The 14,149-nt window shown below is 72.6% G+C and carries 14 protein-coding genes; 8 read left to right on the top strand and 6 right to left on the bottom strand.

Features of this window, described 5'->3' with window-relative positions:
• The 4 genes from Phou_RS37135 to Phou_RS37120 form a co-directional block, all read right to left on the bottom strand.
• A complete protein-coding gene (locus Phou_RS37135; protein ID WP_173066139.1) occupies positions 1-768 on the bottom strand; it encodes an SDR family NAD(P)-dependent oxidoreductase in 768 nt (255 codons plus the stop codon).
• Complete coding sequence (locus Phou_RS37130) at positions 765-2,603, bottom strand: ABC transporter permease subunit (protein ID WP_173066136.1); 1,839 nt, start codon at positions 2,601-2,603, stop codon at positions 765-767. The genes Phou_RS37135 and Phou_RS37130 overlap by 4 nt, the downstream gene beginning before the upstream one ends.
• Positions 2,604-2,622: 19 nt before the next feature.
• Positions 2,623-3,831: a sugar ABC transporter substrate-binding protein gene (locus tag Phou_RS37125; protein ID WP_173066133.1), complete on the bottom strand. Its 1,209-nt coding sequence runs from the start codon at positions 3,829-3,831 to the stop codon at positions 2,623-2,625.
• A 145-nt stretch (positions 3,832-3,976) separates the two neighbouring features.
• Positions 3,977-5,464: a M81 family metallopeptidase gene (locus Phou_RS37120; RefSeq protein WP_173066130.1), complete on the bottom strand. Its 1,488-nt coding sequence runs from the start codon at positions 5,462-5,464 to the stop codon at positions 3,977-3,979.
• A 142-nt stretch (positions 5,465-5,606) separates the two neighbouring features.
• Here Phou_RS37120 and Phou_RS37115 point away from each other — a divergent pair, with 142 nt between their 5' ends.
• Genes Phou_RS37115 through Phou_RS37095 form a run of 5 tightly spaced genes read left to right on the top strand, consistent with a single transcriptional unit; the run spans position 5,607 to position 10,749 of the window.
• Positions 5,607-6,371 carry an IclR family transcriptional regulator gene (locus Phou_RS37115; protein ID WP_173066126.1) on the top strand — a complete coding sequence of 255 codons (765 nt, stop codon included), beginning with the start codon at positions 5,607-5,609 and terminating at the stop codon, positions 6,369-6,371.
• A gap of 16 nt (positions 6,372-6,387) precedes the next feature.
• On the top strand, positions 6,388-7,974 hold the full coding sequence (locus tag Phou_RS37110) for an N-acyl-D-amino-acid deacylase family protein (protein ID WP_173066122.1): 1,587 nt from the start codon (positions 6,388-6,390) through the stop codon (positions 7,972-7,974).
• Positions 7,964-9,175 carry a type III PLP-dependent enzyme domain-containing protein gene (locus Phou_RS37105; RefSeq protein ID WP_173066119.1) on the top strand — a complete coding sequence of 404 codons (1,212 nt, stop codon included), beginning with the start codon at positions 7,964-7,966 and terminating at the stop codon, positions 9,173-9,175. The genes Phou_RS37110 and Phou_RS37105 overlap by 11 nt, the downstream gene beginning before the upstream one ends.
• Positions 9,176-9,186: 11 nt before the next feature.
• Positions 9,187-10,242 carry a Gfo/Idh/MocA family protein gene (locus Phou_RS37100; protein WP_173066116.1) on the top strand — a complete coding sequence of 352 codons (1,056 nt, stop codon included), beginning with the start codon at positions 9,187-9,189 and terminating at the stop codon, positions 10,240-10,242.
• A 33-nt stretch (positions 10,243-10,275) separates the two neighbouring features.
• Complete coding sequence (locus Phou_RS37095) at positions 10,276-10,749, top strand: flavin reductase family protein (protein ID WP_218579444.1); 474 nt, start codon at positions 10,276-10,278, stop codon at positions 10,747-10,749.
• A gap of 23 nt (positions 10,750-10,772) precedes the next feature.
• Here the strand turns inward: Phou_RS37095 and Phou_RS37090 are convergent, their stop codons facing one another.
• Entirely contained in the window at positions 10,773-11,327 is a 555-nt protein-coding gene (locus tag Phou_RS37090) for a Uma2 family endonuclease (RefSeq protein ID WP_173066109.1), read from the bottom strand.
• A gap of 197 nt (positions 11,328-11,524) precedes the next feature.
• On the opposite strand from Phou_RS37090, the gene Phou_RS37085 reads away from it, so the two are divergent.
• Positions 11,525-11,914 carry a hypothetical protein gene (locus Phou_RS37085; protein WP_173066106.1) on the top strand — a complete coding sequence of 130 codons (390 nt, stop codon included), beginning with the start codon at positions 11,525-11,527 and terminating at the stop codon, positions 11,912-11,914.
• A 41-nt stretch (positions 11,915-11,955) separates the two neighbouring features.
• Positions 11,956-12,750 (top strand): endonuclease/exonuclease/phosphatase family protein, encoded by a 795-nt coding sequence (locus Phou_RS37080; RefSeq protein WP_173066103.1) that lies wholly within the window; start codon positions 11,956-11,958, stop codon positions 12,748-12,750.
• A gap of 45 nt (positions 12,751-12,795) precedes the next feature.
• Here the strand turns inward: Phou_RS37080 and Phou_RS37075 are convergent, their stop codons facing one another.
• On the bottom strand, positions 12,796-13,551 hold the full coding sequence (locus Phou_RS37075; protein WP_173066100.1) for a siderophore-interacting protein: 756 nt from the start codon (positions 13,549-13,551) through the stop codon (positions 12,796-12,798).
• A gap of 63 nt (positions 13,552-13,614) precedes the next feature.
• Here Phou_RS37075 and Phou_RS37070 point away from each other — a divergent pair, with 63 nt between their 5' ends.
• Entirely contained in the window at positions 13,615-14,028 is a 414-nt protein-coding gene (locus Phou_RS37070; RefSeq protein ID WP_173066097.1) for a helix-turn-helix domain-containing protein, read from the top strand.
• Positions 14,029-14,149 lie beyond the last annotated feature (121 nt).

Genomic DNA, 14,149 nt, shown 5'->3' with positions numbered 1-14,149 from the left:
TCACCAGACCGTCCATCCGCCGTCGACCACGAGGCTCTGCCCGGTGACGAACGAGGACGCCGGGGCGGCCAGGAACAGCACCGCCGAGCGCAGCTCCCGGTCGGTGCCCAGCCGGCGCATGGGCGTGCCCTGCTCCAGCGCGGCGATCACCTCGGGTTGCAGCGCGTCGTCGTTGGCGGGGCTGGGAAACATGCCGGGGCACAGCGCGTTGACGGTCACCCCGGTCGGCCCGACCTGCGCGGCCAGGAAGCGGGTGAGCCCGACGAGCGCGTGCTTGCTGGCGAAGTACGAGGCGATGTCCAGGTCGATGCCGGGATAGCGGGAGGCGTCGCCGCCGACGACGCCGTAGACCGAGGCGACGTTGATGACCCGGCCCCAGCCGCGCTCGATCATGCCGGGTACGAACCGCTGGAAGAGCCAGAACGGCGCTTCCACGTTCAGCGTCATGATCCAGCGCCAGTCCTCGGAGCGGACGTCCTGCCAGGGCGCGCGGTGCGCCAGGCCGGCGTTGTTGACCAGCACGTCGATGTCGCCGGCGGCGGCCACCAGCGCGTCCAGGTCGGCGGGGTCGGTGACGTCGGCGCGTACCGGGATGACCCGGTCCCCCAGCTGTCCGGCGGTGCGCCGCAGCGGCTCGGGCCGCCGCCCGCAGATCACCACCTCGGCGCCGGCGTCCACGAACGCCTCGGTCATCTGCCGGCCGAGCCCGTCCCCGCCGCCGGTGACCAGGACCCTCCTGCCGGTGAGGTCGAAGTCGTCGACGGTCATGCCAGTGTCCCCTCGGGAGCTTCCAGGCCGGCCATCAGGTGCAGCAGCCTGGTGTGGGTGACCTGCTCGATGGTGTCGTCGTAGACGACCCGGCCCAGCCGCAGCACCACGACCCGGTCCGCGACGGCGAACACCGTCCGGATGTCGTGGCTGATCAGGATCACGCCGGCGCCGTTGTCCGCCGCCTGGCGGGCGATCCGCAGCACGTTGCGGGTCTGCGTGACGCCCAGCGCGGCGGTCGGCTCGTCCAGGATGACCAGCTTGACGCCGTCCTTCATGGCCCGCGCGATGGCGACCGACTGGCGCTGGCCGCCGGAGAGCCGCCCGACGGAGCGGTTCAGGTCGTTGAGTGTGATGCCGAGTGAGGCCAGCCGCTGCCGGGTGCGGGCCAGCGCGGCGGCGTCGTCGCGCACCGGGATGAACCCGAACAGCCGGCGGCGCGGCTCGTCGCCGAGGATCAGGTTGTGCGCCACCCCGAGGTTGGGGCAGACCGCCAGGTCCTGGTGAACGGTCTCGATCCCGGCGCGGCGGGCGTCGATCGGGCCGCCGAAGTCGACCGGCGCGCCGTCCAGCTCGATGCGGCCGGAGTCCGGGCGGTGCACCCCGGAGATCAGCTTGATCAGGGTGGACTTGCCGGCGCCGTTGTCGCCGACCAGGCAGACCACCTCGCCGGCGCGGACCGAGAAGGTGCCGTCGCGCAGGGCGAAGACCGCGCCGAATCGGCGGGACAGCCCTTCGACCTTGAGCACCACCGCACCGGGCCGGTGGTCGGGGTCGCGGTCGAGGCCGTACTCGTCGGCCGCCGGCGTTGGCGGTGCCCCGGATACCGGTTCCGGTTCGGCCGGCGCCTCGCGGCGTGCCGACCGGGCCCGGCGGTGCTCGGCGATCTGGTCGGCGCCCAGGGCCAGCAGCAGCACCAGGCCCTTGCTGATCTGCTGCCACCAGTCTTCCAGCCCGGCGAAGATCAGCCCGGAGCTGAGCACGCCGATGGTGGCGACGCCGACGAAGACGCCGGCCGGGTGGCCGCTGCCGCCGGCGAAGCCGACCCCGCCGAGGATCACCGCGGTGAGCACATCCAGCTCGAACGAGGTGCCGATCTGCGGGGTGCCGCTGCCCAGCCGGGCCGTGGTGAGCACGGCCACGACACCCATCAGCAGGCCGTTGAGCACGTACAGGCGCACGATCACCCAGTCGACGTTGACGCCGGTGAGCCGGGCCGCCTGCGCGTTGCCGCCGATCGCGAACAGGCGCAGGCCGCCCGGGGTGCGCAGCAGCCAGAACCCGCCGGCGACGAAGAGTACCGCCGCGATGATGACCGGCAGCGGCACCTCGTTGATCCGGGCCCGGCCGAGGAAGATGAACGCGTCGGAGAAGCCGAAGACCGAGCGGCCCTCGCTGACCAGGTACGCCAGTCCTTTGAAGACCGCCATCGTGCCCAGCGTCACGATGAGCGGGGAGATCTTCATGTACCGCACGAGGATGCCGTTGGTCAGGCCGAGCAGCAGGCCGGCCAGCAGCCCGACCGCGACCGCCAGCACCACGTTTCCGGAGTCCTTGGCGAACTGTGCGGTGATCACGGAGATCAGCGCGTACTGGCCGCCGATGGACAGGTCCACGTTTCCGGAGACGAGCAGGAACATCGCGCCGATCGCGGCGATCGCGATCGCGGAGACGTTCATCAGGATCGTCAGTCCATTGGAGACGGTGAAGAAGTTGTCGAACGAGATTCCGAAGTAGGCGACCAGGACGACGCAGAGCAGGGCGAGCCCTGTGCGCCGGCTGGGTTCCCCGGGTACCAGATATCGGCGGTTGGCCGCCGCGGACGCGATCGACAACTCGACCCCCTCGCCAGACTCAGGCGGCGTAGTTGATGAACTGCTCGCGATCCTGGTAGCGGATCGAACCGAGCATGGTGAAGTACTCAGCGGAGTTCTTCCAGGTCTCCGCGACGGCCTTCATGTCCGCCTGGTACTTGTCGATGGTGGCGGCCGAGTTGAGCTCGATCGCGTTGAACTGCATGACCTGCGGGATCGGCTTGCCCTCCAGCCAGTCCGCGGCGAACTGGCCCCACGCGTACCCCATCAGCGGGTAGGCGAAGGCGAAGCTGGCCTTGTAGGCGCCGCCCTTGCGGATCTCCGCGAGCGCCTGCTCGTCGCCGTCGATGCCGGACAGGTACATGTCCGGGCGGGCCTTGCCGGCCGCCTGCAGCGCGGACAGCGCGCCGAGGCAGTAGGTGTCGCCGCCGACGATGACGTTCACGTCCGGGTTGGCCTGCAGGATGGTGTTCATCGCCTTGAACCCGCCGTCCTGCGTGATCGCCGGCGGCTGGATGTCGGAGACGATCTTCATACCCGGCCCGGCGGTCTTCAGCCCGTCCAGCGCGCCCTGGTGGCGGGCCTTGAGCACCTCGATGGTGTCGGTGTTGAAGTAGACGACGTTGGCCTTGCCGCCGAGCTTCTCGGTGATGTACTTGGCCGCCGCCAGGCCCTGCGCGTTGCCGACCTTGTACTGGTCGGCCACCACCTGCGAGGTGCTCGGCGGGGTGACCAGCGACAGCACCGCCGCGCCGGCCTCGATCGCCCGCTTCATCAGCGGCGCCTGGGCGTTGGCGTCCAGCGGCTGGATGCACAGCGCCGCGATGCCGCGCTGCAGGAACGTCTCGATCTGCTCGATGTTCTTGGCCGAGTCGTCGTTGGCGATCGCGGTGGCGAACTCCAGGCCGCGGGCGGTGGCCGCGGACTCGATGGCCCGGGTGATCTGCAGGAAGAACTCCGCGTCGGAGGTGTTCGCCCAGGCGATCCGCTTGGGCAGGTCGGGCTTCTCCCCCGCGGGGCCGTTGAAGTCGAACGGGGCCAGCTGCTTCTTCTCGGTGATCCCGTTGCCGATCACCTTCTCGCCACCGGCGCCGGATCCCGAACCGGAATCCGAACCCGAGCCGTCATCGACCGAACAGGCCCCCAGCAGCGGGAGGCCGACAAAAGTGCCCGCGCCCGCAAGCGCGCCGATTCGCAGAAGGTTACGCCGGTTGAGCTGCCCCCGCCCCGCTGTTGTGTCACCAGGCATGTGCGACTCCTCTGTCACCGGGTCCGCATTGCGGACTCCGATTCTGCTATGCGGACACGTTAGGGATCATGCTCGCGGCCTGTCAATCGTTCGGATCGCCTTGATCGTCGCCGCAACCAACTCGTGACCAGGACGAATCGCCTGATCACGGCGGCGAGAGCGCCGCGCTCACCTTGGCCTCCCAGCCCGGATCGCGCTCCAGCGGGTACAGCGGTTGCGGCCGCGACCGGTAGTCGAGCTGGTCGACGGAGGCCGGGCAGTAGCCGGGCGTGCGGGCGTAGACGGCCCGGGCGGCGTACCCGTCGAAGGCCGCCTTCCAGGCGATCGCACCCTTGGCGACGATCGCGCGGGCGCCGCGCGGGCGCACGCCGACCGCGGCCAGGTGGTCGTCGTCGAACGGCACCACCCGCCGCTCGGTCAGCACGATCTGCCCGATCCGGTCCTCGACCACCGCGACCCGCCCCATGTCCACGCGCTGGCCGCGCATGTACGAGCCGGTGCGCAGGTAGCTGACCGGGCCGTACCGGCGCACCGGGCCGGCGGCCGGGTAGGGCGGTCCCATCCGCGGGTCGCTGTGCCCGCCCACCGGCAGCGACAGCGACGCCCCGCCCTCCTCGTGCGCCCGGGCCACCGCGGCCGGGTCCCAGAGGACGGCGACCGCACCGGTGGCCCGCGCGTGGGCCAGGGCGTGCAGCAGCGCGGTGCCGTCGCCGGGCGAGCCGCCGCCCACGTTGTCGGCGACGTCGACGAGGACCACCGGGTACGGCGCCGCGGTCGCCGCGAGCGCCGCCTGGTCGGGACTGACCAGCGGCGCGGCGAACTCGGCCCGCCGGTCCCACACCATCGCGGCCAGCTCGCGGGCCCGCCGTGCCGCGCGGTCGCCGGCCGCCACGTAGACGGTGAAGCCGAGCCGGTCGGTCTCGGCGTAGGCGAAGCCGGGCAGCACGCTGGCCGCCCACACGTCCGCGTCGGCGCGCAGCGCGTCGGCGGCGGCCAGCAGCTGCCGCATCGGCGCGGCGGCGTCCTCCTGCGCGTGCGGGATGGTCAGCAGCGGCAGCTTGACCAGGTGCCGGTCCGGGCGGGCGCCGGAGCGGGCCATCCGGACCACGAGACGCAGCGCCTCCGCGCCGCGCTCGGCCATGTCGACGTGCGGATAGCTGCGGTACCCGCACAGCACGTCGGTGCTGCGGGCCAGCGCCGGGCCGACGTTGGCGTGGTAGTCGAGGGTGACGCCGATCGGCAGGTCGCCGAGCACGGCGCGCAGCGCGGCCACGATCTCCGCCTCCGGGTCGGCGTGCCCGTCGACCACCATCGCGCCGTGCAGCGAGAGCACCAGGCCGTCCAGCGCCGGCGCGGCGCGGGTCCGCTCGACCAGCGTGCGCAGCATTCGCTCGAACGCGTCCCGCCGCACGGTCCCGGCCGGCAGCGCGGCGCCGAACAGCAGCCCGACCGGCTGGACCCGGTGCTCGCGCGCGGCAGCGATCGCGCCGCCCAGCTCGGTGCCGGTGCCGGCCAGCGAGGCGACCAGCTCCGGGCCCTCGAAAAGCTGGTACCGGTGAAAGTCTTCCCAGGTCGTGGGTCGGGGCGCGAAGGTGTTGGTCTCCTGCCAGATGCCGCCTAGCCCAATTCTCATGATCGACCACCCGCCTTGATCATGTACGCTAGCCGAAATCTAGTTCCGCGAAGCGGACTAGGCAATGAGGGGGGCGGGTGGATGTCCGCAGTACGTACAATCAGTCCCCATCGCGGAACCGACGGGACGGAGCTCAGCGACCGTGACCAACGAACGGCGCTCCGACGAGGTCAACGTCCTCGCCAAGGCACTGGACATCCTCGACCGGATGGCCACCGACGCGCCGTGCACGGTGGCGCACCTGTGCCAGCAGACCGGCGTGACCAAGCCCGCCGCCTACCGCATCCTCAAGACGCTGGACCAGCGCGGCTACGTGGTGCGCGACGAGGTGCGCCGCGAGTACTCGCTCGGCCCCGCCCTGTACGGCCTGAGCCGCGCCGCCCGCAACTCCACCGACCTGGTCCGGCTGGCCCGCCCGGCCATGCAGGCGCTGAGCGAGGAGTTCGGCGAGACCGTCAACCTCGGCGTGGTCAGCCACGGCCAGGTGGTGTACCTGGACGCGATCGAGAGCGTCCAGCGACTGCGCACGACGGTGCAGATCGCGCTGCGCGACAACATCCACACCACCGCGCTCGGCAAGACCATCCTCGCCGCGATGCCCGAGCAGGAGGTGCGCGAGCAGCTCGCCGAGGCGGACTGGTCGCCGCTCACGCCGAACACGCTGCGCTCCGCCGACGCGCTGGTGGCCGACCTGCCCCACTTCCGGGCCCAGGGGTACGCGATCGACGACGAGGAGAACGAGGTCGGCTCCCGCTGCGTGGCATCGTCCATCCTGGACAGTGCGGGGCGGCCGGTGGCGGCGATCAGCGTGTCCGCGCCGACGCCGCGGATGACCGACGAGATGCTCGCGACGATCGGCGCGCGGCTTGTCGAGACCTGCAAGCGGGTGGGCGAAGCGCTGACCTGACTGTGCGGGCGGCGTCATGAGCCCGGACCTGGACCTGCTCCTGCGCGGCGCGACCACTGTGGACGGTACCGGCGGCGAGCCGCGCCGCCTCGACGTCGGGCTGTCCGGCGGCCGGATCCGGTACCTCGGCGACACCGGGCGCCCACCGTCGGCCGCCCGCACTCTCGATCTGAGCGGGCTGGTCCTCGCGCCCGGCTTCGTCGACATCCACACCCACTCCGACGTCAGCCTGCTGCACGACCCGGCCGGGCAGAGCAAGGTGCTGCAGGGCGTGACCACCGAGGTCGTCGGCAACTGCGGCTTCTCCGCCTTCCCCGTGCACCCCGACCGGCGGGCAGACCTGCGCGACCACCTGGCCCGGCTCGGCGACCGGCCAACTACTCCACAGTGGACCGACTTCGGCGGGTACGCCGCCGCGCTGCAGGCCGCCCGCCCGGCCCTCAACGTCGCCGCCCTGGCCGGCCACAGCGCGCTGCGCATCGCCGCGATGGCCGACCCGTACGCGCCCGCCACCGCCGGCGACCTCGAGCGCATGTGCCGCCTGCTCGACGCCGCGCTGGCCGCCGGCGCGTACGGCATGTCCACCGGGCTCACCCACACACCGTCCGCGCTCGGCGACGCCGCCGAGGTCACCGCGCTGGTGCGGGTCTGCGCCCGGCACGACGCCCTGTACGCCACCCACGCGCGCGCCGCCGCCGGCCGCGAGCTGGACGCGATCGACGAAGCCATCAGCACCGCCCGGGCGGCCGGCGGCCGGCTCCAGTTCTCCCACCTCGCGCTCAACGACCCCGACTACTGGGGGCGCGCCGCCGACGCCCTCGACCGCTTCGACACCGCCCAAGCCGAGGGCCTCGACGTCGCCTTCGACGTCTACCCCTACGACGCCTCCTCCTCCGCCCTGATCCAGTACCTGCCGCCGTGGGTGCAGGACGGCGGCAGCGCCGCCCTGCGGGCCAACGCCGCCGACCCGGCCTGGCGCGCCCGCGCGCTCGACGCCGTCCGCGAAGGCTTCTTCGGCGGCATCCCTTGGCACTGGGAACGGGTCACCGTCACCGCCGCCGGCCCACACCACCACCTCAACGGGCAGAGCATCGCGGCCATCGCCGCCGGCCGGCACGCGCCGCCCGAACAGGTCATGTTCGACCTGTGCGCCGAGCTCGGCGACGCCGTCCAGGTCGTACTCCACTACCGCACCGAAGCCGACATGACCGCGTTCCTCGCGCACCCGCTGTCGATCGTCGGCTCCGACGGCAACGCGCTGCCGCTGGCCGGCGCGGACCTGACGCACCCGCGCGCGTTCGGCACGTTCCCGCGCGTGCTCGGCCGGTACACGCGGCTGCTCGGCCTGCCCGCCGCGGTGCGCAAGATGACCCTCGCGCCGGCCCGGCGACTCGGCCTCACCGACCGCGGCCTCATCGCCGCCGGCGCCGCCGCCGACCTCGTCGCCTTCGACCCCGAAGCGGTCATGGACCGCGCGACCTTCGCCGCACCCCGGCGCGCGCCGGCGGGGATCGCGCTCGTCGTGGTCGCCGGCCAGATTGTGGTACGTGACGGCACGGTCGGCGCCGCCCGGCCGGGAAAGGTGCTGCGCCGTGGCCGCTGACCCGCCCAAGGGCCTCCCGCCCGGCACCGACCCGATCGGCGCCAACCTCTTCGACGGCACGTTCCCGCTGCCCACCGCGGTACTCGACGCCGCGGCCCTCAGCCACAACCTCACCACGATGGCCGGCTACTGCGCGGCGCACGGCGTGCTGCTCGCGCCGCACGGCAAGACCACCATGTCGCCGCAGCTGATCGGCCGCCAGCTGGACCTCGGCGCGTGGGCGGTCACCGCGGCGACGGCCTGGCAGGCCGGCGTGCTGGCCTCGTCCGGCGTACCCCGCATCCTGATCGCCAACCAGGTGGTGGACGCCGGCTCGCTGGCCCTGCTCGACCGGCTGCTGGCCGGCCGGGCGGACATCGAGGTGTACTGCTACGCCGACTCGCCCGAAGCGCTGGCCGCCCTCCTCGGCGGCCTCGCACCCGCCCGCCTGGCCCGGCTGCGGGTGCTGGTGGAGCTCGGCGTCACCGGCGGGCGCACCGGCCTGCGCGACGACGGACAGGCACTCGCCCTGGCCCGCCGCATCGCCGCCGGTCCGGCGGTGCTGGCCGGCGTCGCCGCGTTCGAAGGCATCATCGACGAACCCGACCTCGCCGCGGGCCTCGCCCGGGTCGACACCCTGCTGGGCCGCGTCGCCGGCCTGTGCGGGGCGATCGACGCCGCCGGGCTGGCCGGCACCGAGCCGATCGCCACGGTCGGCGGCAGCGCCTACTTCGACCGGGTGGTCCGGCTGCTGCCGCGGGCGCTGGCCGGCACCGCGTTCCGCACCGTGCTGCGCAGCGGCTGTTACGTCACCCACGACGCCGGCAGCTACCACGCGCTGTCACCGTTCGGCGCGGGCGGCCGGGAGGCGCCCCGGTTGCGCGAGGCGCTGCACGTGTGGGCACCGGTGCTGTCCCGGCCGGAGCCCGGCCTGGCCATCGCCGGCCTCGGCCGCCGGGACGCCTCGGCGGACGCCGGCCTGCCGGTACCGCAGATGCGGCGCACCCCCGGCGGCGGGTGCGAGCCGCTTGCGTCCACTGTCGTCACCGCGGTCAACGACCAGCACGCCTACCTGGCTGTCCCGCCCTCCACCGCGCTGGCCGTCAGCGACCTGGTCCGGTTCGGCATCTCGCACCCCTGCACCACGTTCGACAAGTGGCGCGCCATCCCCGTGGTCGACCCCGACGGCACGGTCGTCGACGTCGCGCGCACCAGCTTCTGAAGGAGAGCCCAGTGACCACCCACCGCCTGGCCGTCGTCGGATGCGGCGACATGGAAGACGCCCACCAGCAGGTCTTCGCCGACCTCGGCGACCGCGTCACCGTCATCGGCACCGCCGACGTCGTCCTCGAACGCGCCCAGCACGCCGCCAAGGCGCTCGGCGCACCGCGCGCGGTCACCGACTACACCGAACTGCTCGACGAGGCCGACGCCTGCCTCATCGTCACCCCGCACGACCTGCACCACGAGATGGGCATGACCTGCCTGCGGGCCGGCAAGCACGTGCTCATGGAAAAGCCCATGGCGGTCACCGAGCAGCAGTGCCTGGAGCTCATCGAGACCGCCCGCACGACCGGGCGGCAGCTGATGACCGCGTACCCGATGCGCTTCCACCCGCTCGTCGCGCGGCTGCGGGAGCTCGTCGCCGGCGAAGCGCTCGGCGAGGTCTTCCAGGTCTCCATCTTCACCGAACAGCACACCGAACACCCCGAGGGGCACTGGATCCGCTCCGCCGCCCGGCTCGGCGGCGGGCAGCTGTTCAGCCACGGCTGCCACTACGTCGACCTGCTGCTGTGGATGCTCGGCGAACCGGTCCGCGGCACGCACACCGGCACCCGCCGCGGCACGCCCTGGATGGAATGGGAGGGCACCAGCAACGCGGTGCTCGAGTTCGCCAGCGGCGCGCTCGGCTACCACTTCGGCACCTGGGGCGCACGCGCCACCCGCCACGGGTACGCCATCCACGCGCACTGCGCCGGCGGCATGCTCGAAGCCGACCTCACCCGCGGCGTGCTCTACGCCCACCACGCCTGGCCTGGCGAGGCTCCCCGCGGCGGCCTGTCCGGCCGGCTGTCCCCCGACCCGGCGAACGCCGAGGTGCTGATGACCGTGCCGGCCGACTCCAAGCACCTCGGCGGCGAGCTGGTCCACTTCATCGACTGCCTGGACAGCGGCGCCACCCCGCTCACCGACGGCCCCGGCAGCCTGCAGGGACTGCGCGTGATCTGGCGCCTGTACGCCGCCGAACGCGACGGCGTGGTGGCCGACCTGCGCGGCCTCGGCCTCTGAGCGGTTTCGCGGCGGATGTGGCAACGTGGCGGAGTGACCGAGTTCGTCGCGGGTTTCGACTACCCGATGTTCGTCGTGACCGCCGCCGACCCGCGCACCGGGGAGCGGTCCGGATGCCTGGTCGGCTTCGCCACGCAGTGCAGCATCAGGCCGTTCCGCTTCCTCGTCTGCCTGTCGCAGGCCAACCACACGCACGGGGTGGCCGCCGCCAGCCAGATGCTCGCGGTGCACGCGCTGAGCCCGGGGCAGCACGAGCTGGCGGCGCTGTTCGGCGAGCAGACCGGTGACGAGATCGACAAGTTCGCGCGCTGCGCGTGGACGCCCGGCCCGCACGGGACACCGCTGCTGGACGACTGCCCGCGCCGGCTGGTCGGCAGCGTGCTGGAGCGGGTCAACCTCGGCGACCACACCGGGTTTCTGCTCGCCCCGATCCAGGAGGAGGGCCAGCCGGAGCCGGCCCTGATGTTTTCGTCGGTCCACGACCTGGAAGCCGGCCACTCCGCCTAGAGCGCGCCTCGTCTGACCCGCGGTTAGTCGATGTGGTCCGATGGCGAGGTCTGCAGCAGCCAAGCCATGGGCATCCTCGCCTTCTCCTCGTAGGCGCCATGCGGGGCAAGACGATGCAGGGTGACCGTCTGGGCGCCGTCCCGGTCAACCACCCAGTACTGCGGGATGCCTGCGGAGGCGTACTCACGGACCTTCGTCACCGAGTCCATGGCCTCCGAGCCTGGCGAGACGATCTCGATCACCAGCACGATGTCTGCCACGGCGGACCAGACGCCTCTGGGCGGCGGCTTTCTCCAGACGCTGACATCGGGAATCCGGCCGCCGTCGCCGTCAGGCCCAGGGATCCTGACGCCTGCCGCCTGAAGCACCTGTTCCGCCGGCCAGCCCGCCATGATGAGCCACGCGAACAGACGACTGGCGATCATCGCATGCTCGGAGTCGGGTGGTGGCATGACCGACAGGACCCCTTCAGGACTGGTTTCGTAGCGATGACCATTCGCGTCGGCAGCGTTCATCGCGGCCAGATCTTGGAGCGTCACGACGGCGGGCATGTGCGTGCCGACGGCCTCAGCGCTCATGGGACTCATTGTAGGGGCCGGGGGCGGGCGAAGGGCAGGCCATGGCCCCGGCGTCACCGCCCATGACGTCGGTCGATGCGTATTTACGCAGCTTTTCGAGTATCGCATTAGTTTCTGTCTATTTGTTGTCGAGTCGGTCTTGCCACCCTATGTGTGCGGTCGCTTCCGCGCCGCGCACAAGTCCTGGGGAGGAACCGATGACACCTCGCACGCACCGACTCCGCATCGTCCGGACGCTGTTCGTACTCGTCGCGGCCGCCGCGTTCGGGTTCGCGTGGGCCGGCACCGCGGCCGCCGCGCCGTCCACGGCCGGCGCCACCACCACGAAGGTCAGCTGGACCCAGCCGGCGACGGCCGCGCTGATCCTGCCGCCGCCGCACGAGCCGGACCGCGGCAGCTGCGCGGCCACCCGGATCAACCGCCAGATCCGCCTGGACTGCATCATCCGCAAGCCGGACACGACGCTGTGGGTGGCCTGCTCCGGCGGGTTCGTGGAGATCCGCCACCTTCCCGAGGGGCCGATCACCGCGCAGGGCACCTGCCCGGTGTACGGCGGGTATGCCCTGACCTTCACCTCGGCCGACTGACCGGGACGGCTCCGGACCGCCGCGGGTGATGCAATGTGCCGGTGACAGGTATCCGGCTGCTCACCTTCAACGCGCTCATCCGCGGCGACGTCCGCCCGCGCCTGCGGGCCTTGGCCGGGATCCTGCAGGAGGCGGAGTACGACGTCGTCTGCCTGCAGGAGATCCTGCACCGGGGCAGCGCCCGGCTGCTGGGCCGGCGCACGCCCAGCTACGGCTTCCGCGCCGCCGGCGGCTTCGCGCTGCTGCGGGGTGGGCTGATGATGCTGTCGCGGTGGCCGCTGGTCCGCCACCACTTCACGCGGTACCCGGTGACCGGGCCGGCCCGGACCGAACTGCTGATGCGCAAGGGCGCCCAGGTCGCCGTCGTGCGTACGCCCGGCGGCGACCTGGCAGTGGTCAACACGCACCTGTCGGCCAACCGCGACGACGACTGGACGGCGGGCAACCGGTACACCCGGATCGCCGAGGCCGAGCTGCAGACCCTGGCCGCGCTGGTCGCGGCGATCGACCCGGCACTGCCGGTCGTGGTCGCCGGCGACTTCAACGTCCCGCGCCACTCCCCGACCCTGACCGCGTTCCGCGCGGCGGCCGGCCTCGACGACCTGCTGTCCGGCGACTCGAGCCCGACCTTCCGCCCCACCGCGCGGTTCCCGAAGCCCCCGGCGCTGGACCAGATCTACCTCCGCTCCACCCCGAGCCGCGCCCTGACCGGGGACGCCCGCCTCGCCTTCCAGGACCCGGTACGCCTGCCGGACGCCCGCGAGGCCTACCTGTCCGACCACTACGCCATCGAGGCCGACCTCACCCTCACCGGGCCGGCTGACCACCGCGGTTGATCAGGGACCTGGTGGGCACGAAGTCCCTGATCAACCGCGCTACAGCTAGTCCAGGCCGCGCTTGCCGGGGGTCCAGAACGGCTTGACGATCGTGGCGCGCCGGGGCCAGCCGCGCTCCTGGGTGAGGTGGCGGCGCACGGCCTGGCAGGCGCGTGCCTCGCCGGCGATGTACGCGACGCCCGGCTCGTCCGGCAGCCGCAGCGACCGCAGCGCCTCCAGCAGCAGCCCGCCCTCGTCCGGTGCGGCGCCGTCCCGGTGCACCCAGGTCAGCTCGCCGGCGCGGGGCAGCGGCAGCCGGTCCTGCGGCGTGTCCAGCTCGAGCACAGCATGCACGCGCGCGGCGGGTGGCAGGGCGCGGAGCATGGCACCGAACGCCACCGTCGCGGTCTCCTCCCCCACGAACAGGTGGTAGGGCGCGTCCCGCTGGACGACCAGCCGGCCCTCGGGGCGCGTGAACGAGACGCGCTGTCCGATATGGACGCTCGCGGACCAGCGCGCGCCCGGGCCGGGTTCGGGATGGTCCACGATGCACAGCTCCAGGTGGCCGGCGGCGTCGTAGTCCCAGACCGTGTACGTGCGCAGGGTGTCGCGCAGCCCGCGCATCCAGTTGGACGGCGCGCGCAGGTCGCCGACCAGCACCCGGATGTGCTGGCCGGCGGCCCACTGCAGGTCGCGCAGCGACGGGCCGGTGACGCGGATGCGGCGCGCGCCGCGGGTGAGCTGCTCGACGGCCTCGACGGTGCCGGTCAGCAGGAAGCGGTCCAGCACACGGGGTACGCGCGCCGCGGGCGCGGTGCTCATCGCACGCCCGCCGCCGGTCGGTCCTGATTGCTCATGGCCGACATGATGATGGTTAATGTGCGCATGAAGTCAAGCGCCGTCGACGACGAGCTGACCATCGGAGAGCTGGCCGACCGGTTCGGGCTGGCCACCCACGTGCTGCGCCACTGGGAGAGCATGGGGCTGCTGGCGCCGGGTCGGGCCGCGGGCGGGCAGCGCCGGTACGGCAAGGCCGACCTGATGCGGGTCGCGGTGGTCCTGATGGGCAAGGAGGCGGGCATCGGCCTGCGCGAGCTGAGCGTGGTGCTCGCCACGGGCGACCCGATGGACCGGGCGGACCTGTTGCGCCGGCACGTCGCGGAGCTTGACCAGCGCATCGCCCGCGCGCAGGCGGCCAAGGACCTGATCGAGGAGGCGCTGGAGTGCCCGCTCAGCTTCGAGGAGTGCCCGCGGGCCAGGGAGCGGATCTCGGCCCGCATCCCGCCCACCGGTACCTAGCGTCAACCTGCGCGGATGCGGGTTTGCGCAGCTCCGCATGCTCACGCTCGGCAACATCTGCCCGCTCCGACGGGGCACCGCGCCACGCCAGCGAACCCGTCAATGCCGCCCCGAACTCGAC

Source organism: Phytohabitans houttuyneae, assembly GCF_011764425.1.
Classification (GTDB): domain Bacteria; phylum Actinomycetota; class Actinomycetes; order Mycobacteriales; family Micromonosporaceae; genus Phytohabitans; species Phytohabitans houttuyneae.
This window is presented reverse-complemented; position numbering and strand designations above follow the sequence as displayed.